Here is a 21768-nt window from a genome sequence, read left to right on the forward strand (position 1 = left end):
GTGGGCCTCGGCCAGCAGCTTCTTGAGTTTGGTATTCGCCGGCTCGATCTTTTGCAGACGTTACGAATTTCGAGAGATACCGCGAGGTGCTCACCAACAGCCGGTATCCGTACGAGTCCAGTGCCGGTGGGGTTCTGGATAGGAGCAAAGGACTCAGGATCCGTTTTTCCTGGATTACATTGTTGAGGTCCAGACGCGAGCTGCAGCAGAGTGGCCCAGGTACAGGACTTAAGGCCCAGGTACAGGACTTAAGAAGTAGACAACCCCAATAGGCCGTCGCGAAAACGCCGGCAGGAGTTAGTAGCGCTCAGAACTAAGTCACTTACACTTTCCCACATGAAAAAATTATTAAATACAAGTATCTAGCACTTTGAATCATCATTACATATGAGCTCTCGATAACGAATTTGTTTCGATGCGAGAACTGAAATTTTTCCAATGGGAACATTAGAACTAAATTTTCCACGGGGCTGCGGATCATCATTCGGTGAGCCTGAACTGCTCGGGTGTTAGATTGATTAAGGACTGGGTGCTTATTTACCCGATTTATCTGCTCTGGGGAGTGTTGAGGCAGATAAGCTGCAGTTAATGCGCTCTTCCTCTTGTAGATAACTTGTGCCATTAAGGCTAATGCGTCTCTGGTCGAGTTGAAGTCTGATTTATCAAGCTGTTATCGCGGAGGTACAGTTTTGCGCTGATAGGATAAGGATGAAGAATACATGACACGTATGCGTATGCCATTCACTTGGCGGCCTGTATTGATTTGATACTTAACTCGTAAGCGTAAATTCAAGGTCAAAAAATGATGAGTAGTGCAGATGCATATTTTGCATTATTTCTTCGCAGTGACTCTTTGGTGTCGAAATATAATTAATCGATATAGTGTGATGCTTTGGATGCGGTATATTTAGTGTGGAAGGCAGGCGGAGACAAATACATGAGCGCGGACGGCCACTCTCTAAAACAAGAGTACAGGCAGCGACTTCTTGGCGAGGTGAGGGCGCGCGGCCACAGTATCAGCAATCTCTGGTGTGTATATAGTGTCAAACTGAACCAAGACATTGTCTTGTCCTCCGACTTAGCATTGATCTACTGGTTGGTGTTCCTTGAAATCAACTTCGAAGTGATGACATTCGGATTGCCTGAAGGAAGTGACAATTTTGACTTTTCAGTAAAAAAACAATCAGGGACTTCATATGAGGTGGCATTCTCGGATCGGGATGAAGCGGTACACAACGAGGAGAGCAACACTACCTACGTCCCATGTAAGCAGATCCGGGCACAGGGCCCTTTAGCCATCAAGGTCATGAAAGCGTTGGCATTTGCTGCAGCAATCAGAGAGTTTGACTATGCGGCAGCCTCGAATGTCGTGCGTACCATCGAGGTATCGCTCGAAGCTGGAGATGTCCAAGCGGTGCTTACACATGCCCCGCTTATCGCTCCACCGGTAATATGTGGTGTTTTAGTACGTCATTTCATCGCGGGACTGATAGACATTGATTTAGTGAGCAAAGCCTCGTTTGGGCTCTATACGCCCTGGAGGTGCCGATCATGACCAACGAGAACCATGATCTCAACAATTGGACTGGGATTTTAAATAAAAGAGCGGTAGCGCTAGGCACCTTTCATGATTGGCCGAAGCCCGAATCGATGGTGCTGACAGAGCCTGAACAAGAACAATATCAGACAAAGTTTTTAGCAATGAAACTTTACTGTGAGGGCGTGCCTGTCAAAGATATCACCTCAGTAACGGGGATAGATAGGCATTGTATAAATTACTATGCTACACGATGCATGCAATTGGCCCCGGATGGAGTTTGGTGGGGATGTCGCGCGCTATTGCCGTACCTGCACATAAAGGAGTACAGCAGAACCAAGTTGGTAGGACCTAAGCTGCCTGAGGCTCAAGGAGGGTATGCAGGAACACTAGGTTTGGTTTTTGAAAAGTATCCGGAATTACAGAAGCGTTTCGATAGAAAAATTCTTTCGTATCGAGACCCCAAGTCCGAAAACGAGTACGGAATCAGGCCAAAGACATTGCATAGGATTTTTCTTAACCTGCTTAAGGAATTTGACGTTAAAGAAGATGAGTGGCCGTTCAACACCAAGTGTTTGGGGCAGCATTCGGTATGTAAATACATTCGAAGTGTTAGAGATGGCAGCTTCAGTCGCGTCGTACGCAACGAAGGGGAGCGCGATGCAAAAGCTCACATGGCAGTCGGAAGAGGGCTGAGGCCTGTACTGATTTATACCGAACCATACGACGCTGTTGAGATTGATGGTTATAAATTTGACTGCCATTCCGCAATTCAGATGAAGGCGCCGAATGGGACTTATGTCAACGTAAGAATCAGCCGGATATGGGTTGTTCTTATGTGCGACTGTGCTTCCGAAGCAGTGTTAGCTTATAAGTGCATTTTCAGAAGTGAAGTCTCATCCACTGATGTGGTTGATGTTATGCGCTACTCCATCATAGGGCAGCCTAAGCCCGAGCCGATTATTAAAGGACTGATATATCCCGAAGGCAGCGGGCTACCTAACGAGGTTATTGAGGAGTGTAAAGGTGCCTTGTTTACAGTCGTTAAATTCGACGGAGCGCTGGCGCACTTATCTGAAAAAGTTACGAACGCCGCCAGAAAGGATCTAGGGTACTTTTGGACCCTTGGCCCTACAGGGCACTTTGAAAGACGACCATATGTGGAACATTTGTTCGGTCTTTTCTCTAATAATGTATTCTGCCGGCTCTTAAGTACAACCGGCCACAGTCCGAGCAATGGCCGTGCTGACGATTGCGAAAAGGCTGCCACGCAAATACCGGTTCTTGCAGAACACCTGCTACATCTTCTAGATGTCGAGATCGCACAGCACAACGCAAGAATCAGTGAGGGCTTATTTTTCTTGTCGCCGTTAGACTTTATCAGGCAAAAGCTGGAGAAGGATCAGCAGCATTTCATGGTAAGAAGACTACCTAATGATAGTAACAGAGGAGTGACGATATTGCAGTTAAAGAAAGTCGTTACTATTCGTGGCAGCAGAAAAAGCGGCCGTCACCCGTATGTCCAGTTTCTCAGGGTCCATTATACCTCAAATTATCTGCATGATGCGTGGCCCTTGATTGGGGAAAAAATTGTTCTGCATATTGATGAAAACGACTTAAGGTTCGTGACGGCGTACACGATGAAGGGCTTTTTGCTTGGCAATTTGATTGCACTGGGTAAGTGGGCTGACACCAAGCATGATATGCGAACCCGCAAAGCCATCAACTCAAAGATGACAGACAGAACGCTGCAGGTCAGTACGGAGCAAGATCCAGTTTTAGTCTACCTTGCATTTCTAAGCACGTCGAAGAGTCAGAAAGTTACTAATATCCCCGCCAATGTGGCAAGCGAGGCGAAGCGCGTAGCGAGTGAAGGGGGAATGCCGTTGGTAGTTTCCGACTCTCGCACTCAATCCATAGAACCTCTCGAAGGGAAGCCGCTGGAGTTTTCGAACTCATTAATCATTGGTAAAAAAGCTCCTGATCTAAACAAACTGCTCAAGCAAAAGAGGTTGAAGTCATGACCACTATTGAGGACAACATTGATAGGGAGGCTCACCTAGAAAATCATCCGGTTGTAAGTACTCACTACACCTTAATTACACCAATGATTGCCAAGGTCTATTCTATTCTTCGCGAAAGGGTGTTCTCGAGGCATACGGGTACGTTTTTGTATGCAAAGCCAAGAATGGGTAAAACCAGGTGTGCGGAAACCGTTAGAGACTTGCTAACGATAGAGTTTCCGAAGAAATATATTTTGTATCATACGGCGGATGGTAATAAGTCGGCTCGCCTGATTCGGGATTTAGTGTCAACGGTAGGTTTGTATAAGGCTCCAAAAGAGTCGTACGGCGCTTTAATGGAAAGATTTATTATCCATGTGCGGGCGGAGGTAGAGTTCCGGGGCGGCGGCCACTTTGTATTTATTGTTGACGAGAATCAACTGTTGTCGACAGAGGGCTGGAATGAGTTATTGGTAATTCACAATCGATTGGAGCAACGTGGTATCAGCATGACAACATTGGGGTTTGGCCAAGAAGAGATTCTTGAAAATAGGCATTTCTTATTTGGGCTAGGGGCCACTAATTTAGTTGCCCGTTTTTTGTGTGAGCCAATTCGGTTTGAAGGATGTGTGTCGGAGGTCGATTTTGATTCCATGCTTAATGAGTATGATGCAAACAAAGAGTTTCCATTAGATTCTGGGTGCACCTACACCAACTTCTTTTTGCCAAAAGCTTTCGCTGCAGGATTTCGGATCTCTAAATATAGCAGGTTGATCTGGACTGAACTGATAAATGTTGCTGGGGAGGACGGCCCCGGCGAATTACCACTTGAGCATATGTTTCGTGTGATAGAGGATATCTTGATGAGATCTCGTCATATGGACTGTTCAGAGTTTAAAATTACAGATGAAATTGTGAGGAAGGCTGTAGATGCAAGCCTAATTGTAGGATATGTATCGTTTATGCGGCAGGCTCCAAAGTGAACCGTATATGAGAATCACATATGGTCGCTTTAATCACGTTCCCTTCGAGTCCTCGTGGGCGGTTCTGTTAAAGGCGAGCGCATTGAACCTGGCATCGCCCAAAAAAATAGTCAGCGAATTTGCAAGGAACCAGCAATCCAACCACGCAATTCAGTACTGGATGGCTCGTGATGTAGATGATTCGAAGATGGCATCGGCGCTGTCTATTCCATATCCTGCAATCAAGCGGGCTTTCATCGATAATCTGGCTGAGTGCGAGCCACGTACTTTGCAGGTCTGCATCCGGCATTGCTCAAAATGTTTAGCCGTAGGTTATCACTCAGTTTTCTTTTTCCTCCATATGATAAGGCGGTGTCCTTGGCATAATGAGCCTCTTGAGGTGTGCACACATTGCAGCGATCTCATTGAGCGAGGGATGCTTTTTAATCATTCGCAGGATGTGTTCAGCACTAGGACGCCCTGTAATCACTTTTTATTCAGCTCTGCCGATACTGTTCGCTTGAGCTGTGTGACCACGGATCAGTGGTGCAAGTATGCAGAGTTGGGTTTGCGAATCGAGAAGTGGCTCGGTGCGGCAAGAAGGCTGCAAGACCCCTTAGTCAATTGTGCAACTTCATTATATGATGCTGCATGGGTAAAGAGTGGGGAGGGTAGTGGAGCGGAGCAGTTAATAAATGTTAGCCTTAATTTAGCGATTTCTGCATTAGGGGGATTTCCCGCTCCAAACTCAATAATAATGTCCCCCATCCCTCCCCGTAGAACTATCACGGCTACGTACAGCCCTCACGAAACTTCTGCACTTGATTTGAGTGTCCCGCAAATTTTTGCTCTATATCGATGGGTGCGCCGCTATCTCTACCGTTCTTATGTAAAACCGCATGCCACGTGTTATAAGTATCTAGTGGGTTTGTCCACCTATGGTAGACACGCCTTGGATTGCCAAAGTGCGTGCGCAGTGTCCTCAGCCTTTTTAGTATGGTGTACAGCGTTACGCTACAGCTTTGGTGAAAAGGGGGCAATCAACTTCGTTGCGACAAATTGGTATGCTCGGCCACTTACGTCACGCCATATAATGACTCTTTGGATAACACATTTCTATGCAATTTGGAGCGGTATCGAATCTATGTGCATACGAAGCAATGAAGATCAAGACCGGTTTTCAGTTGGGCTGGCGGGGAATACGCCCTTGCTCATTTTAGGTGCAGAGATCATCAGTGTCATCGGAGATAATGAGCAATTGACTTCTGATTTAACATTTTATCATGTGTGTCCCGCTTGGTTATCTGGTCAAGCTGCCAGGAGGTGCCGTGCGAGATTGCGGGTCGGAGATCAAATTAACTTTCACGCTTGGGAAACGGTGTCTTTCTGGGCTTATGAGCCTGATCCATCTATATTTCTGCGATTCTGGTTTGGTAATCATCGTAAAACTGGAGGGTATGTATCGCCGCTTGTCTCGGCCGGGTAATCATATTTCAACTACCCTCCCGGTTGGGCAGGATACTCATTGCACTTGTGACGCTGGCATTCTCCGGTAACTCATCCGTCAGTTTTGCAAAATGTTCAACGTACGACACCAACAATATCCGTTGACAGTCGTAGTAATGGTCGATCTGGGTAATGAGGACGTACAGCTAAGGTATCGACAGTTCCTGCTCGATGATTGCCCACTGCCTGGTGCTATCTCCGAACTACAGCCTACCGCAAAGCTCAGCGTCTGGATGAGTCACGAACATTCAAATAATCAATGACGTACTTTTTTCTGCTTAGACTTGTTCAGAAGCTGTCTAAACAGCCAAGTCAAAGGTGCCCAATAGAGTTTCCAGCACTCTAGGAAGTAGTGGCCCAGCGTACGAAAAACTTCGGATTTATTTTTCGCGTACATCAGCTTCAGCCTCTTGTCGTAGTCGTTTGGGCGGGTAATGTAAGTACACGACACGCCTGCCAGGTGCCGCTAGCTATAGTTATCTCTGTTCTCCGCCAAATAGATGGTGCGAGTCATTGTCTCTGGTGCGCTATCCGGCTGACCATCGGTGTAATAGCGGTCCCCTATGACCCTGAATATGTGGGATTTTGGCTGCTCTGCCCCTACCTCGATCAATTCCACTAAGGGTTCCATTAGCCACCGCCCAGCTTTGTTGAAGTGTCCTGGGCTGACGAACTGAATGTCGTCCACCCATGATGATGGGGTTTGCTGGTTCAGGACGTTTTTCAGCATCTCTACGTTGGACAGCATCAGCATTCGGCTCATTTGCGCACCACATTCATGGTGCACCAGGCGTACATAAAACCAGGGCAATTGCAGGCCATGCTCGACGTAGGACCATAGGCGCATGTCCTCGCCGACAAAGGCTGGCCTGAGTATTTCCGCTTCTCGAGTCGTTCTGAACATCTCACCCACTCTCGCAGAAAATGAACACTATAGATTGTAGCTCTAAAGTGTTCGCTATTGCTCCATAGTTCCTTTTGCGAGCAGTGCAAAATGGAGCTGAATCAAGCGTTCGGGGTTGCCCTAAAACGCCTCAGGAAAGACAAAGACTTGACCCAAGAAGATTTCTCAACTGTTAGCAGTCGGACGTACCTCAGTACATTGGAACGCGGACTCAAAAGCCCGACCCTGGACAAGGTGGAGGTGCTTGCCTCGGCCTTGGGCGTTCATCCATTAACCCTTCTTACGTACGCCTACCTGCTCCGTGACGAGGCGCATAGTCTCGATGGTGTATTCGCTCAGGTGACGGGCGAACTCGAATCGTTTATTGCCGGTGAGTGAAAGGGTGTGCGCACGGATCTTCTATCAGACACCCGAGGGTAACTCAGGAGAGGGGTGGTTAGACTCGAGAGGGGGCCTGAAGCTTCGGGTGAGCGCCCGTGCTGCCGGGCTTAAAGCCTGGTCTCGCCGAAAGCGTTTTTATGGGGCGGGATACGATCTGGTGATCCAAGAATCGCGGCGTTCTGATTATGTGCTTTTTCGAAGCGCTTCAACAAAAGTTCTCGCTTGATCTTGAGAAGTGCCAAGAGGGGGAGTGACTGACTCAGGGTCAGTCCCAATGCAGTTCAGTGCGCCCGAGAGGGTCTCTTGCTACCCATTGGCGCTGATTAATTAACTCGCGGCGTGTCGGTGGAGCCGGTCTCTACAACTTGCGGGCTTTTCTCGCGGTTTTCGTTACTTGGCTCACCTAAAGTTGCAGGTACCGTTGAGCTGGGCAGCAAGTCGGTCGCTCGGCTGCTCAGCAGCGCGCCGGCCTGAAAATATCCCATTACCGTGGTGACGCTGCGGTGCTCGGTCATGGCCATGACCTCGCCCAGTGGCACGCCCTGGCGACCGGCCTCGGTGACAAAGCCTGACCTCAAGCTGTGCGCTGCCCAATCCCCCTCAAGACCTGCGAGCTGGGCCCGCCGCTGAACGATGCGTGCGACCTGGTCAGCCGAAAGTCCCGTGGCGCCCACCTTGCCACCCTTGTGCAGCCGCCGGAACAGCGGTCCTTCGTCGGCGGGCGCGACTGTCAGCCAGGCGGTTAGTGCCTGGGCCGCCGGCCCGCGTAGCGGCTTCTCGCGGCGTATGCCGCCGGTGTCGGTCTTGGTCGCCCCCAAGGCGTACAACCAGGTGTCGGCATCCAGTCTCCGTACATCGCCGATCTGCAACCCTACCACCTCAGAACGCCGTCGACCGCCGCCACTCCAGGCCAGTAGGAGCAGGGCGCGGTCACGTACGCCCCGCACGCCGTCGCTACAGGTGGCCAGCAGTGCTTGCAGCGGCTCGACCACCACCGCGGTCTTCTTGCGCACGGTTATTCCTTGGCGCGATTGCGCTTTGCGCGCGTCACGCAGCAGGGTCTTCAGTGCTGGAGCTTCGGTCGGACTATCCCAGCCGTTGAGCCGATGCCATTTGCCGAGCACCGCCAGGCGGTGGCTGACGGTGTTGTACGCCAATGGCCCGGGCTTGGCCTTGACCCGTGCCGCCACCAGCGCAGCGTCGACCGACGGCGGCAGCAGGTGGGTCCAGTTGCCGTCCGCCAGTGGACGGGCCAGGTGGTCGACGACGAACTGCACCGCCACGGTCGGCGGCAATGCAGCATCACCCAGTGTCTGGCCGTAGCGCAGTTGCAGCCAGGCCGACCAGTAGGCGAGGGCGCTGCGGTAGCTGCGCACAGTGTTGGCGGCGGTGCCGGCAGCGATAAACGCCGCTGCAGCCTCTTGGGCGTTAAGGGCCAGGGCATGTGGATCCAGGGGTATTTCGTCGACCAGTGGCAACTGATCTGTAATATCTATTACATTCAACGTATTATAATTCCAATATCGGCCAAATAAGGTCGGATAATCTTTCATTATCAGACCTAATATAGCGGAGGGCTGGACATGGCGGTAGGCGTACCGGAAAACGACGTGTTTGCCGCGGCAGACGCGGTGCTGGCCCGTGGCGAGCGGCCGACGGTGGAACGGGTGCGCCTCGAACTGGGTCGCGGCAGTCCGGCGCGGGTCGGTGCCTTGCTCGACCAATGGTGGGAGCAACTGGCCGGGCGCTTGCGCGGTGAAACGCGCCTACCCGGACTGCCGGCGGAAGTGGCGCAGGCCTTTGTCGCGGTATGGCAGAAGGCGACCACCCTAGCTGAGGGCGTGGTCGAGCAATCCTTGGAGAGTCAGCGCCAGGTCCTGGCGGGCGAGCGCGAGCAATTGACGATCGTTGAGGATCAGGTCCGTCAGGACGCGTCACGTGCCCGTAAGCAGACCGCCGAAGCGCTGGTCGCACGGCAGGTGGTCGAGACCCGCCTGGCCGATCTGGAGCAACTGTTGGCTCAGCGCCAATGGCAGATCGACGACTTGCGGGAGCAGCGCGAGGAATTGCTCGGTCAGCGCGATGAAGCGCGCCAGCAGCTAGTGGAGGCCCGCCAGCAACTGCAGGACAGCCGCCAGCTAGCCGAACAGACGCGTGAGGCTCAGCAGCGCTACACCCGCGATGTTGAGGACCGGGCCTATCGCGAGATCGATCGCGCCCGTGAGGAGGGTAAAGCCCTGAGCGCCCAGCTCAAGGAAGCCAACGGACAATCACACGCCGCGCAATGCGCGTTGCAAACCGCTCAGGCGGCCCTGGCGGAAACACGTGAACAACGCGCCACGGCGCAGACTCAGACGGAGGCGCTGCTTAGCCAACTGCAACAGGCGCGCGAGGCTGGCGTCGCCAGCCACGAACATGCGCACAGCCTGCAGCTGCAGCTGCAGGTCGTCCAGGAGGCACTGGCCAATGCCCGCGAGCAGGCTGCAGCGGCGCAGGCGCGGGCGGAGACTCTGAGCCAGCAGATGAGCGCTGCTGGCAATCCGGCGCCGACCGAACGCGTGCGCCGCCAGCGTAAATCTGCGCCGATCTGAACGAACCGCTTCCTGCGCGATCTCTCGTCGCCGCGACGGCTTCACCGCTTTTTTGCCATGGCTTCCTGGATGATTTCGGCTTTGAGGCGCTCTTCGGTGTAAATTTTTTTGAGGCGCCGGTTCTCGTCCTCCAGTTCGCGCAACCGAACCATCAGCGATGCGTCCATATTTCCTTGATCCGGTTAGGAGAAAATTCTACTTCCGACGAGCACTTCTTTCAGAGGGATTACCATGTCTTTTTTTGCGAAAAGGTGGTGTTTTTTTGCGGTTGCCAAGGTGGAAGTTTTTACATCTGCGTATTGAGTTTTGTGGAACTAATCCCCTCGCCTCGCCACTTAACAGAAGTGAGACAGAATTCGCTGCCTCAACGATGAATCTAGAGAGATTACCTATGCTTTCTTTGCTTACTATGCTTGCTACGACCATTCTCCCAATAGTTGGTAATGCCTTGAGCTCCATTTTCACCCCCAAATCAGACATGACGGGACCTAACAATATGGTTAAAGATCTAGGTCAGAATAATAACCTAGTTGATTTCGGTAGCAACATGAAGGACAAGACTGCCGTTGGTTTGAACATGTCAAGCCCTATGAATGGGGCGTCTTTCCACCAGCCTTTACAACATGAGCGCACTACTACTTCACTATGGCGTGTATAAGCGCTCTGTAGCTACTAACATCGGAAACGGCACCTAATACCTCCTGTGAGCAGCTTGCTCACAGGTCTAGAAATGCAATACAGCCAAACTAACTTAATTTTTTGCACTTCAGTCGACCTCTATCAGAGCATCCAAACTCGAGTTGTTTTATATTTACCCCCCCCCTCCCTCATTCAAACGATTTAGAACTCAACGCTGTGAGCATGGTTCTGGACGAGGAAAAATCGATCCCTGAGGTCAACATGAATGCCAAGTAACAACTCCAGTGCTACTAGCAAGTCACCCAAGCCAAGTAGTATTGCACTGGGAAGTTCATAAACCAGTAGACCGAGGTCACAGTCGAGAAACCAGATTGTCTGAACGTAATGCTCCCTAAAACCCCCGTTTGGCTGTGCTGGACCTGATAGCTCTGGCCAGACTGGCTCGAGCTGTGCAGCAATTGCCCACGACCGATGCTTTCAAACCCTGGAAGTCCGATCCCCCGTTTACATCCAGCTGGACCGCCAGCAGGGTATCTAGAGGTTGCGCTCTGATCATCAACAAGGACCAGCTCTCCTGGAGGCTCAAGACTCCTTTACCCTGATTGGCAGGCCACACGGTTGGGTTCGTCCAACGCCGAATTCAGTACCGTGTACTGGGCATCTCGATCATCTCCGGGTGGGCATGCACATCCAGTTCCCTCAACAAGCGATAGACCTGAGCCACTGCTTGCAGAGTCTCGCGCGGGATAAAGTGCCCGACCTGGCTGCGGTACAGAGTCCGCGTCAGCCAAACGAAACGGATCACCGGCACGCCGCTCTTACGTGCGCGGTCGATCAGTTCCTGGGCCCCGGCCTCGTGACCTTTACAGATGACTCGTGGCAGCGGGGTGAGTTGTGGTCGGTAGAACAGCGCCACCGCGTAATGGGTCGGGTTGACCAGTAGCAGATCGGCATCTTCCACCGGTGCCCGGGCGGAGGTGGCGCTGTCTGGTTGCTGGGTCAATTCCCGGGCCAGCGATTTACGATGGGACTTCATGTGTGGGTCGCCCTCCATTTGCTTGAACTCTTTGCGCACATCCTCATGGCTCATGCGTTGGCCCTTGATGAAGAAGTATTTCTGTAAAGCGAAGTCGATGATCGCCAGCACCAACAGCATTCCTAGGCAGATGCGCGCCAAGCGGGTGAAGAGGGCGATCATTCCGCGCAAGTAATTGTCCAGGTCGGTGCTGGCCAGGCCGATCAGATCGTCTAGGGCTGGTGGCAGCACCAAATATAACGCCGCAGAAATAAGCACTGCCTTGCATACGCTATTGAACAGATTGAACAGTTGGCGCGAGGAAAACATTTGCTTGAACTGATTCAGCGGGTTTATCCGCTCTAGGTCTAGTTTCAGCACCTCTGGGGCAAACAACAAACCAAACTGCCCCCAACCGCCGATTAGGCGCATCGCCACGGCGATGCCCAGCACCGGGAACATGAACAGCAGCAGTTCCCCTCCGGCCTTGGTCAATACTTCACCAAGCCCAGCATCGAAGGGTCTGCCCAGCTGTCGCAGGGGCAAGCTCATCAGCGCCTTGAGCTTGTCGATACCGCCTTCGGCTAGGCCAAGGATCAGTTCCAGCAGCGCGGCGAAAATCAGCAGTTTGGGCACATCCTGACTCTGTCCGACCTGGCCTTTTTTACGCGCGTCGGCGAGCTTTTTCTGCGTTGGTTCTTGGTTTTTTTCGCTCATGGGCGGGCCTTGAATCGATCGAGTAGAGGGCAGAGAACACGGCGGGACATCAGGAGCTGTTCACCGGTTGCAACAGCAGAGGCAGAACGTGTTTAAGATCGGCGAGTTGCCCCAGCTGGTTGTTGCCCAGCCAGCACAGCATCGGCAGATACAGCAACAAAAATCCCAGCCCCACCAGACTCTTGGCCGGCATAGCCAGTGTGGAGACCTGCAACTGCGGGCTGTACAGGCTGAGAACCGCCATGCCGAATTCGATCAGCAACAAAAGTCCCACCAACGGCGCGGCATACAGCACCATGAATCGAAAGGTGCTGGCCAGCAGCGTGAGGTACAGGTCCAGGCCATCGGCAGTAGGTATCGGCAGCCACTGGCTAGCTGGCCAGATGGCGTAACTATCCCAGACTACCTGGGTCAGGCTTGCATAGCCGCCGCCGAGAATTAGCAGCAGGATCAGGATCTGCTTGAACATGTGCCCCAACTCCGAGGTGTTGTCTCCCAAGGCCGGGTTGATCTGTCCTCCAATCAGCGCACCGCGCTGGTTGTCGAACAGGCAGCCAACGGACTCGAACATCCAGAACGGCATGGCCATCAGAAGCCCCAGAAGCAGGCCGATCAAGCTTTCCTTAAGCACCAATCCACCCAGGTCGAGCCAACCCAGGTCACGGCCGGCGAGGCTGGCGCGGATCCCCGGCATTGGCATCAAGGCCAGGACCAGGACAATAGAGTGACGCAACATGCCCTTGATCTCCCGAAAGGCGAAAGCCGGGATCAGGAACAGGCAAGGGTAGAGACGCGCCATACCGATGGTCAGGGCGATGATGGATTCGGACAGCTCGACGAAGATGGCATGGAACATCTCATGCCCTCGTCTGCGCGATCATGCTGAAAGCCAGGTTGGTCAACTGGATCAACTCGATACCGATCCAGCGTCCGGTAAGTGCCAAGGAAATGCCCACCGCCACTAGCTTGATGGCGAACGGCAGCGTCTGGTCTTGCAACTGCATCACCGCTTGAAGCAGGGAGGTCAGCACACCGACGATCACCGCGACAAGTAGCGGTGGAGCGGACAGCACCACCACCAGTAACATTGCGTGTTTGAACAGTGTCAAGGTATCCACGGTGACCTCACAGATAGCTGTAGAACAGCCCATCCAGCAGGCGGGTCCAGCCATCCACCAGCACGAACAGGAGGATCTTCAGCGGCAAGGAAATGGTCATGGGCGCCACCATCTGCATGCCCAAGGCCAGCAGGATGTTGGAAACGATCAGGTCGATAACGATAAAGGGCACGTAGATCAAAAAGCCGATCTGGAACCCTGCCTGCAATTCCGAGAGCACGAAGGCTGGCACGATCAACAGCAAGTCGTCACGGCTGGCTTGGGCCGACATTTCCGGGGGCCACATACGCTGAGTGTTTTCCAGAAGATGAGTATGAATGTCTGGGTCCACGTTGCGCGCCATGAATAACCGCAATGGCTCCACCACCTGGGCGGCGCCATTTTGCAGGGCGGTGAAGTCATTCATGTGCTGGGGCAATTGCTTGAAGCGCTGGCTCATGTCGCTGAACACCGGTGCCATAATGAACAGTGTGGCGGCCAGGGCGATGCCGTAAAGCGCCATATTCGGTGGCGCCTGCTGCACGCCGATGGCGTTGCGTGTAATCAGTAACACCATGGATATCTTCAGAAATGCGGTGCAGATCATCATCAGCAGGGGCACCAGCGACAGCGCCCCAAGAAACAGTGCGAGAGTGAGCGGGTCGACGCCTTGCAAGTTCACTGTCGAGCATCCAGGCGAGTGATCTGCAGGCCTAGACGACCGTCGATGTTAACCAGATCACCCAGCGCCAGGATGCGTTCGCCTTGGCAGAGCATGGCCTGCCCCGGAATGCAGCCGCTGAAGCTAAGCACCGACCCCACTGTCAGGCGGCGCAACTGGCCGAGACTCAGGCTCAGGGTGCCGGCGCGCAGTGTCAGGGCCAAGGGCAGGTCGTCGAAACGCTCCGGGGAAGGGGAATCAGTGGGTAAATCATCGACACTGGAAGGAAGGGACGGCAGCTCTGTCTGGGCAAGGTGATCACTGTCACTGAGGGTGAGATGATCAAAAGAGGCATTCATGGGCAGATCTTCCAGTTCGGTGAGGGTGAACCGCAGCGCATCCGCTGTGGCCTGTTGCAGATGCAGCCTGCACGCGCCGACGTCCAGATAGCCTTGGCCAGCGGCGCTAAACAGCGCTTGATCGATCAGCAATACATCACCTAGGCGTAACGACTCCAACTGCTCGACGCTCAGCGGGCAGTGGCCCAGCACCAGCGCTAGGCGCAACGGCCAGTCGAGGCGATTGGTGAGGGGGTGCCAAGGGCCCTGTTCCAAAAGATGCAACAGGGTGTCTGCTGCAAGGCGTAAGCGGCTGACGCTGTACTGCTCTTGGTCATTGTGCAATTCCAGCAGGCAGTCGAGGCCAAGGCCAGGTTGCGCGTTGACCACGCGTAAGGGACTGATCAGGGCCTGCAGCTCTGGAGCCAAGTGGCGGTTATACAGAGGCCAGTACCAGGTATTGTCTTCGTTTTCCGTCAACGGCTCGGCGAGGATCGCCGGGCATTCGGACAGCCGGCTCAGCAAAACCTGGGCGTCGTCCAACCATAGCAGGCCGCATGAAGTTTCCAGCGTGGTGGCCGGCGCTTGAGTGAAAGTGGTCGGGGCCAGACGTAGTCTGAGAGTGACTGCTTGCGGTCGCGCGAGCCGCAGGTATACGCCAGCACCCAGGCGTTCACGAACCTTTGCTTCAGCCGTGGGCAGAATACGCAGACGCAGGGCTTGCACGGCCATGTTAGTGCACCTCGTGTAACAGGGTCAGGCGTACTGGGCACCCCAATTGCTGGCTCAACCAGGCGGTGCTAGTCAACTGATGGGCTGTGCAGTGCTGCCAAGCGTCGTCCTGATTGAAGCGCAGAGCAACTTCCAGCGCGTCGCCGCGTTGCACTATGCGAACCGCAATCTGCCCGAGGTTTGGTAGTTCTATCTGGGCTTCCACCGGGTCTTTATCCAGAGCTCTAAACTGTTCTTCCAAGCTAGCTAGCACGGCTTCCCACATGACGCTGGTCTGAGGACTTGGAAGCAACACAATCCCCGGTTGTTCCTGGCCCTGCGAGTGCGAATTACTGAAGCCTTCGCCGCTGAAATTCGCCACGTTGGTTTGCCCAAGGGTATCGAGAGGCGCTAGCAACTGTTCGAAGTAGTCGCTTTCATCGCGAGTTTCATCACTCAAGTCCCTGGGACACTCGTGGCGAACCAGCCAGGCGCTGGTCTGCGACTCCTGACGTACCCTAGCGAGTTCCGGCGGTGGGAGCGGTGCTTTGTGCCGAGTTGCGCCCGGGGTCATGAGACGCCCCGCGACAGGTCGCGCAAGTAGTCGAGCTTTTCCATGTCGCGCTGGCGACGACGAAGTTGCTTCTGGCTGTCATCGGTCCAGTTCTGTTGACGGCAGTACTCTGCGTGCAACGTCTTGTAGCTCTGTTCGAAGCGCTCGATATGGCGTAGCGCCTGTTGCTCGCTGGCCAGCCATTTGTTCATTTCACTGAGCGAAAGGCGGCGGTTGGCGTGCAATACACCTTGTTCCAAGCGTGTCCTGTGATGGCTCTCGCGTAGCTGCTGCAACTCGCCGGCCATCTGCGCCAGGCGGGTGCGCAACGCCTTGAGCACCGCATGCTGACGTTGCCAGGCCCGTTCGGCGATAGTCAGGCGATGCCGGCGGATCGGGGCCAGTAACTCTAGGGCTGGAGGCAGTTCACTGAGTAATGGATCGTTGGCCGGAACCAGTGAGTCGGCATCAGAATGGGACATTGGCGGTTACCTGTAAGAGATGGTCCAGGGTTTCGTCGAGCGACACTGGGTCACGTAACGATTGCTGCAAAAAAGCATCAATCCGTGCCCGTGAGTTCACGGCGCAATCGGTCAGAGGGTCGTTGCCCGGCTGATACTCACCAAGCTTGAGAAGCATCTCTACTTGTTGGTAAGCCGCCATCAGTCGGCGTAACTGTGTGGCACCTTGTAGCTGTTCGGTTCCAATCACGTTGCTCATGGTCCGGCTGAGGCTGGCGAGGATGTCCACCGCCGGGTAATGGCCGCGCTCAGCGAGACGGCGCGAGAGCACGATGTGGCCGTCCAGCAGCGATCGCACTTCGTCGGCCACCGGGTCGTTCATCGAGTCCTGTTCGATCAGCACCGAGTACAGTGCGGTGATTACGCCGTAGTTGGTGCGGCCGGCGCGCTCCACCAGGCGTGGTAGCAGACTGTATACTGAAGGTGGTAACCCACCTCGTCCGGCCGGCTCGCCACTGGCCAGGCCGATTTCGCGCTGGGCCCGGGCGAAGCGGGTCAGGGAATCAATGATTAGCAGCGTCGATCTTCCCTGCTGGCGAAAGCCCTCGGCAATCGCCGTGGCGGTAAAAGCTGCACGGGCCCGCTCCATGCTACTGCGGTCCGAGGTCGCACAGACCAGCACCGTGCGGCTGCGCAGTTCGTCGTCCAGTTCATGGTCAAGAAACTCCCGCAGCTCGCGGCCCCGTTCACCGATCAAACCGAAGACAATGGCCTGGCATGGAGTGTTGCGCGCCAGTTCAGCAAGCAGGGTAGTCTTACCGCATCCGGCACCGGCAAAGATACCCACACGCTGGCCTTCGCCGAGGGTCAGTAAGCCGTCGATGGAACGCAGCCCCGTGACCAGTGGTGCCTCAATACGCTGGCGGTCGGTGGCCATTGGAGCGTCGCAAATCACCGGCAAGGCGCCTTGGACACATGCTGGTGCGAAGGCTTCCGGCCCTTTACCACTGAGGGCGCGACCAAAACCGTCAAGCACTGTTCCTAGCAATTCTTCGCTGACCAGCAAGCTGTGGGGCTGGAATAAGGGCGTAACCCGAGCGCCGATAGCGATGCCATCCAATGGCCCCAAGGCGGCCAGCAGAGTGTTCTGGCGGTCGAAACCGACGATCTCGGCCATGACTTCGCTGCTGTCGGCTCGCAGGATATGGCACAGATCACCGATCCGAGCTTTAGGCATGCGGCTTTGCAGGAGAATGCCGTTAACCCCGACAATGCGCCCATGGATATGCACTGGGGTGTAAGCGTCCAGACGAGAGTGCTGTTGCTCTCGCCACTGTTCCAGGCGATCGAGGGCGCTTTGCATCACCAGCTCACCTCGATGCGCCGATCACCTTCGAACACTAATTGATGGTCGCTGATATCCACCAGGCGTACCCCCAGGACTTCATCGCCAAGGAACAGGCGACGGCCGTCGCTGGTAAGCACGTTGGGCAGTCGTGCGTTGCTGATCTGTATGATGCTGAAAGGCAGCAGTGGTGTGGCCTCCGGCAGATCGCTGAGCACCTGCAGTGGGCTTTTGTACTGTTGCTCGAACCGCAGCAGCATGCGCTCGGTGGATTGCAATAGATCGTCTTCGTCGAAGCGCCCCTTCAGGAAGATTTTGCCCTTTTCGTCGGCGATACTAATCCGCGCTTGCAGCTCACGCTCCTTGAGCATACGCTCCAGCACCTTATAGACGGCGGCGGCGTCCTTGAGCTGGATGCGGCTCGGCGTAGTCGGGGGCGGCGGCACCGGCTCCTCGGGGTTCAGACCCAGGAACACCGCACTGAGAAACAGCCCCGCAGCACTGAGTAATAGGATTGGGGCTAGCAGCGAGCGTGATTGCGCGATCACCTGCTTCAACTGAGCTTCGTCGCACCGTGCACTCAGCTCTTGCCCTATCGATTCGGTCTCCTCCGGTTGCGGCTGTTCATCTTCATCCTCTGGCCATTCGGTATTGGCGCTGACCACCGACAGCCATACGCCGCTAAGGGCGAAGGGCGTACCAGGTTGCAGAGAGGCGATAGCATCGACCTTGTGTCCCTCGCTGTCGATCACAGGCCCTTCCTGGCGGGCCAGAGACCAAGTGTCATCCACCAGTTGCAGCAGACAGTGGCGGTCCTTGATGCCGGGGTCGTATAGCGCCAGGTCGGCTCCGCTGGAGGAGCCGATGCTCCACTCGCCACCGGTCAATGGCAACGCCGCCCCCCGGTGCAGGCCAGTAAGCACGCGCAGTTCATACATCATCTGGGGTTTCATCAATGGGCTCCATCATGCCAGCGTGACCTACCTCTTCCAAATCGATTCGCCCCAGAACTTGCACTTGCACCGACGACAACAACTCGGCGAAGGACAGCACCGGAACATGGTTGAATTCATTGTTGAGCAGACTGTGAAGCGGGCTGCGCAGGTCTTGGGCCACCAACAGCACCGGTGCCGGTTTGGCCCGCAAGGGGAAGGCGTCGTGCAGCTGTTCCAGCAGGGTGTTGCTGACTTCCGGATTGAGCGCGAAGTAGGTTTCATTCTGGCTTTGGCGCAGGGCATCACGTAACAGCACTTCGGTTTCCGGAGTGACCAGCCAGGCGTTCAGCACTCCCTGTTCGGCGTGCTGATGGCAGATTTGTGCCTTGAGGGTGATGCGCACGTAGTCGGTGAGGACATTCAGGTCGCGCTCGTGCTGGCTCCGCTCGATCAGGGTTTCGGCGATCGGTCTCACCGAACGCAGCGATACCAGCTCCGCCGATAACCGTTGCAACACTGCTGCAAAACGCGCCAGTGGCAGGATGCGCAGCAATTCCTGAGCCAGCTCGGGCTGCTCGCTTTCCAGCCAGCCGAGGATTGCCTTGCTTTCCTGCAGTCCGATGAACTGCGGGCCGGACGCCTGGAAGGCTCGGATCATGCGTTCGAAGATCAATTCCTCGGCGCTGACTGCGTTCGCAAGGCCCGAACTCAATATTGAATGCCCGGCCTCAAACCATACCCACTGGCTTTCCTCGCGCTCGGGGCGACCGAGTTCGCCATCGTGCACGTCGCCGGCCTGGCGCATGTGCACCGCCATGCGTGTTGCACTGAAAGTGGCGCGGACCAGTGGTACTTCGTAAACACAGAAGCAGAACTCATCCGGTGCGCAATGCTCGCTGAATTCCAGTTCGAAGGGCGGAAGGGTCAGGCCGAACTGATGGACCAGGGTGTTACGCCGTTGACGGATGCCATGTAACAACTGCTCAAGGGCCATGCTGCCCTTGTGCTCGGAATGGAACCGCAGCAGGTAGGCACGGGACGGGTTGAAGCGGCGGATATCCTCATGGCCGTTGAGCTCGGGTGCGCTGCTGCGAGCGGCAGCAACGTCGTCGCGCAACAATTGCTTCTGGCGGATCCGCCACAATTGAATCAGCCCGCAGAACAGACAGATCATGCTGATGCTGATGAACACAAGTGTGGGCATTCCGGGAATTGCGGCGAAGCCGAGCATGCCGATGGATGAGAACACCCAGGCCTTTGGTTGGCTGGTCAGTTGCTCTGCAATCTCGTGGCCAATGCTGGCTTCGTCTGCCTGGCTGTCGGGGGCGACCCGGGTGATTATCATGCCTGCGGTCAGCGAGATCAGCAGCGCCGGGATCTGCGCGATCAGCCCGTCACCAATGGTAAGCACCGAATATAGGAGCATAGCGTCGGCCGCCTCCATGTCATTCTGCAGTACGCCGATGGAAAAGCCGCCGATCAGGTTGATAAATACGATCACCAGTCCAGCGATGGCGTCACCCTTGACAAATTTCATGGCTCCGTCCATGGCCCCGAACAACTGGCTTTCCTTGGTCAACTGCTCACGGCGCTGGCGCGCCTCGCGGACGTTGATCAGGTTGGCCCGCAGGTCACTATCAATAGACATCTGCTTGCCGGGCATGGCGTCCAGAGTGAAGCGCGCGGCCACTTCGGCCACCCGTTCCGAGCCCTTGGTGATAACCAGGAAGTTAACGACAGTGAGGATCAGAAAGAGGACCAGGCCGACCGCGAGGTTGCCACCGACCACAAAGCTGCCAAAGGCCTCGACTATATGCCCGGCATCATGTTGCAGGAGGATCAGCCGTGTGGTGGCGATTGACAGCGACAGACGGAACATGGTGGTCAGCAGTAACACCGCCGGAAAAGTGGAGAACGCCAGCGGCCCCGGAAGGTGCATGGCAAGTACGATCAGCAGCGTGGAAATGCAGATGTTCAGGGCGATCAGCACATCTACCAAGGTGGTGGGCAGCGGCAGGATCATCACGAAGACGATGGCCATAACCATCATCGCGCCGACGATCTCAGTGCGACGCATCACTGTGATGGCCAATCGATTGAGGCTGTGGATCAGGCCTTTCATCGGCGGTTTAGGCCCGGGTCTGCCAACCCGAGTGTCTGGCGTTCCTGACGGGCCATTTCATCCATCAGGTTCTGCAACAAACGCAGGCCGTTCTGCCGAGTCTTGAGGTCTTTCCAAAGCACAAGCGGCAAGTTCTGCAATAGCGGATACAGGCCGTTTAGAAACAGTGGGTGCAGGCACGGCGTGTTGCCCACGGTATCTTCGGCGAGCAGGGTCAGGTCGCGGGCGAAGAAGCCGTTGGCACAGAAGCGCAACACCCGCTTGCTCATAATCAAGGGCGTCATACTATCCTGGTGATCTTGCAGTCTCAGGCGCCCAATTAGCGTCTGGCAGGTTTTTAGGAGGTTGTTAAGTTGCCCGCATGAACCCAGGCTGCTTAGCATCGAACCGAGTACACCGCAGGATAGCGAGGGGGAGAGGGCGGCGATATCGTCCGCCAAGGCCCGTTGCAGGGTACGCAGTCCGCGGGTGAGCTGCTCGTCGCTGAAGCGCTCAAGTAACGCTTCCAGCACGCTGCTCAGGGGCTCCTGGCCGACGATGGTTTTGTAGTACAGCTGGCGCATCGCCGCGCGTTGCCGCGGGTCGCGGCTGAACAGGGCTATGGCGCTGGCGGTGTTGAAGCCGGCCTGAACCTTATCACCGTGTACCTGGCGCAACTCGTCGATCAGTTGCTGGGTGGTGTCAGCGTCGGTTTTCCGGCCCTCGCTCTGGGATAGGTGTAAGGTCTGTTGTAGCAGGATGTCGGCACGCGCCGGGTCTTGGTCGGCCAAGGTCATCGCCGCCTGCAATGATGGCTGTTGTTGCAGATGCCTCTGCATGCGTCGCGCTTGCTGTTCCAAGCTTGGCTGGTCGGTAGGATCAAGTAAGCGATACAACTCGGCGAGCTTCTCGATCCTCTCCAGCCTCTGGCCGCGACTGGCGTCTTTGATGCTGCGTTGATCCAGGCTCTTGCTGTGACGTTCGATGCTTTCGCTGAACTTTAGCGCCACCTCTTCCATGGAGTCGATCAGCGGGTTTTTCATCCTGGTCGAGGCGCTTTCCGCACCTAACATCGGGCGAGGTAGTGGATCCAGAGGCAGGACATCATTGTAGTTATTGATTTTCATCTAGCGCACTATCCACCCCATTACAGATACTCTCTGAGTGGCGTTTTGGCGCCTCTGGTTCCATGGCCGATGGCAGACCGAGAATGCTGTGCAAGAACTGGCACAGCCTTTTTTTCGAAAGTGCAACAAATGGCAAAAAATGCATTTCTTGAAAAGATGAATCTTTATAAATCAATGGCTTAAT

General features: G+C 55.0%; 18 protein-coding genes and 1 pseudogene. 5 read left to right on the forward strand and 14 right to left on the reverse strand.

Features of this window, described 5'->3' with window-relative positions; translation table 11 throughout:
- The first annotated feature begins 937 nt into the window (after positions 1-937).
- Genes ACTJKT_RS00870 through ACTJKT_RS00880 form a run of 3 tightly spaced genes read left to right on the forward strand, consistent with a single transcriptional unit; the run spans position 938 to position 4523 of the window.
- Positions 938-1555, forward strand: coding sequence for a hypothetical protein (locus ACTJKT_RS00870; RefSeq protein ID WP_440785802.1), 618 nt, complete (start codon positions 938-940; stop codon positions 1553-1555).
- Positions 1552-3561: a hypothetical protein gene (locus ACTJKT_RS00875; RefSeq protein ID WP_440785803.1), complete on the forward strand. Its 2010-nt coding sequence runs from the start codon at positions 1552-1554 to the stop codon at positions 3559-3561. The genes ACTJKT_RS00870 and ACTJKT_RS00875 overlap by 4 nt, the downstream gene beginning before the upstream one ends.
- On the forward strand, positions 3558-4523 hold the full coding sequence (locus ACTJKT_RS00880; RefSeq protein ID WP_440785804.1) for an ATP-binding protein: 966 nt from the start codon (positions 3558-3560) through the stop codon (positions 4521-4523). Before ACTJKT_RS00875 ends, ACTJKT_RS00880 begins: the two co-directional genes overlap by 4 nt.
- A gap of 1951 nt (positions 4524-6474) precedes the next feature.
- Here the strand turns inward: ACTJKT_RS00880 and ACTJKT_RS00885 are convergent.
- Complete coding sequence (locus ACTJKT_RS00885; protein ID WP_440785805.1) at positions 6475-6912, reverse strand: hypothetical protein; 438 nt, start codon at positions 6910-6912, stop codon at positions 6475-6477.
- A 90-nt stretch (positions 6913-7002) separates the two neighbouring features.
- On the opposite strand from ACTJKT_RS00885, the gene ACTJKT_RS00890 reads away from it, so the two are divergent.
- A complete protein-coding gene (locus ACTJKT_RS00890; protein WP_151264137.1) occupies positions 7003-7290 on the forward strand; it encodes a helix-turn-helix domain-containing protein in 288 nt (95 codons plus the stop codon).
- 326 nt (positions 7291-7616) lie between these two features.
- Here ACTJKT_RS00890 and ACTJKT_RS00895 read toward each other — a convergent pair whose 3' ends face one another.
- Positions 7617-8798 carry a site-specific integrase gene (locus ACTJKT_RS00895; RefSeq protein ID WP_440785806.1) on the reverse strand — a complete coding sequence of 394 codons (1182 nt, stop codon included), beginning with the start codon at positions 8796-8798 and terminating at the stop codon, positions 7617-7619.
- 78 nt (positions 8799-8876) lie between these two features.
- Between ACTJKT_RS00895 and ACTJKT_RS00900 the strand changes: the two genes are divergently transcribed.
- On the forward strand, positions 8877-9884 hold the full coding sequence (locus tag ACTJKT_RS00900) for a DNA-binding protein (RefSeq protein ID WP_440785807.1): 1008 nt from the start codon (positions 8877-8879) through the stop codon (positions 9882-9884).
- Here the strand turns inward: ACTJKT_RS00900 and ACTJKT_RS00905 are convergent.
- From ACTJKT_RS00905 to sctW, 12 genes and pseudogenes are all read right to left on the reverse strand, one after another.
- Positions 9846-10057 (reverse strand): annotated as a pseudogene (locus ACTJKT_RS00905) (IS3 family transposase); the annotation flags it as partial. The gene ACTJKT_RS00900 and the pseudogene ACTJKT_RS00905 sit on opposite strands and share 39 nt — an antisense overlap.
- A gap of 1106 nt (positions 10058-11163) precedes the next feature.
- Complete coding sequence (gene sctU / locus ACTJKT_RS00910) at positions 11164-12255, reverse strand: type III secretion system export apparatus subunit SctU (RefSeq protein ID WP_440785808.1); 1092 nt, start codon at positions 12253-12255, stop codon at positions 11164-11166.
- A gap of 49 nt (positions 12256-12304) precedes the next feature.
- Positions 12305-13111, reverse strand: a complete 807-nt coding sequence (gene sctT, locus ACTJKT_RS00915) for a type III secretion system export apparatus subunit SctT (RefSeq protein WP_440785809.1) — start codon at positions 13109-13111, stop codon at positions 12305-12307.
- A gap of 1 nt (position 13112) precedes the next feature.
- A complete protein-coding gene (gene sctS, locus ACTJKT_RS00920; protein ID WP_440785810.1) occupies positions 13113-13373 on the reverse strand; it encodes a type III secretion system export apparatus subunit SctS in 261 nt (86 codons plus the stop codon).
- A gap of 7 nt (positions 13374-13380) precedes the next feature.
- Positions 13381-14034: a type III secretion system export apparatus subunit SctR gene (sctR, locus tag ACTJKT_RS00925; protein WP_440785811.1), complete on the reverse strand. Its 654-nt coding sequence runs from the start codon at positions 14032-14034 to the stop codon at positions 13381-13383.
- Positions 14031-15083 (reverse strand): type III secretion system cytoplasmic ring protein SctQ, encoded by a 1053-nt coding sequence (gene sctQ, locus ACTJKT_RS00930; protein WP_440785812.1) that lies wholly within the window; start codon positions 15081-15083, stop codon positions 14031-14033. Before sctQ ends, sctR begins: the two co-directional genes overlap by 4 nt.
- 1 nt (position 15084) lies before the next feature.
- Entirely contained in the window at positions 15085-15522 is a 438-nt protein-coding gene (locus tag ACTJKT_RS00935; protein ID WP_440785813.1) for a type III secretion system HrpP C-terminal domain-containing protein, read from the reverse strand.
- 110 nt (positions 15523-15632) lie between these two features.
- The gene (locus ACTJKT_RS00940; protein WP_440785814.1) at positions 15633-16097 is read right to left on the reverse strand and encodes a type III secretion protein; all 465 of its coding nucleotides are present in this window, start codon (positions 16095-16097) and stop codon (positions 15633-15635) included.
- Positions 16084-17439 carry a FliI/YscN family ATPase gene (locus ACTJKT_RS00945; RefSeq protein WP_440785815.1) on the reverse strand — a complete coding sequence of 452 codons (1356 nt, stop codon included), beginning with the start codon at positions 17437-17439 and terminating at the stop codon, positions 16084-16086. Before ACTJKT_RS00945 ends, ACTJKT_RS00940 begins: the two co-directional genes overlap by 14 nt.
- Positions 17439-18374, reverse strand: a complete 936-nt coding sequence (locus ACTJKT_RS00950) for an FHA domain-containing protein (RefSeq protein ID WP_440785816.1) — start codon at positions 18372-18374, stop codon at positions 17439-17441. The genes ACTJKT_RS00945 and ACTJKT_RS00950 overlap by 1 nt, the downstream gene beginning before the upstream one ends.
- A complete protein-coding gene (gene sctV, locus ACTJKT_RS00955; protein WP_440785817.1) occupies positions 18352-20478 on the reverse strand; it encodes a type III secretion system export apparatus subunit SctV in 2127 nt (708 codons plus the stop codon). Before sctV ends, ACTJKT_RS00950 begins: the two co-directional genes overlap by 23 nt.
- Positions 20475-21584 (reverse strand): type III secretion system gatekeeper subunit SctW, encoded by a 1110-nt coding sequence (sctW, locus tag ACTJKT_RS00960; RefSeq protein WP_440785818.1) that lies wholly within the window; start codon positions 21582-21584, stop codon positions 20475-20477. The genes sctV and sctW overlap by 4 nt, the downstream gene beginning before the upstream one ends.
- Positions 21585-21768: the final 184 nt, after the last annotated feature.

Source organism: Pseudomonas sp. 22526 (assembly GCF_052044735.1).
Taxonomy (GTDB): domain Bacteria; phylum Pseudomonadota; class Gammaproteobacteria; order Pseudomonadales; family Pseudomonadaceae; genus Aquipseudomonas; species Aquipseudomonas piscium.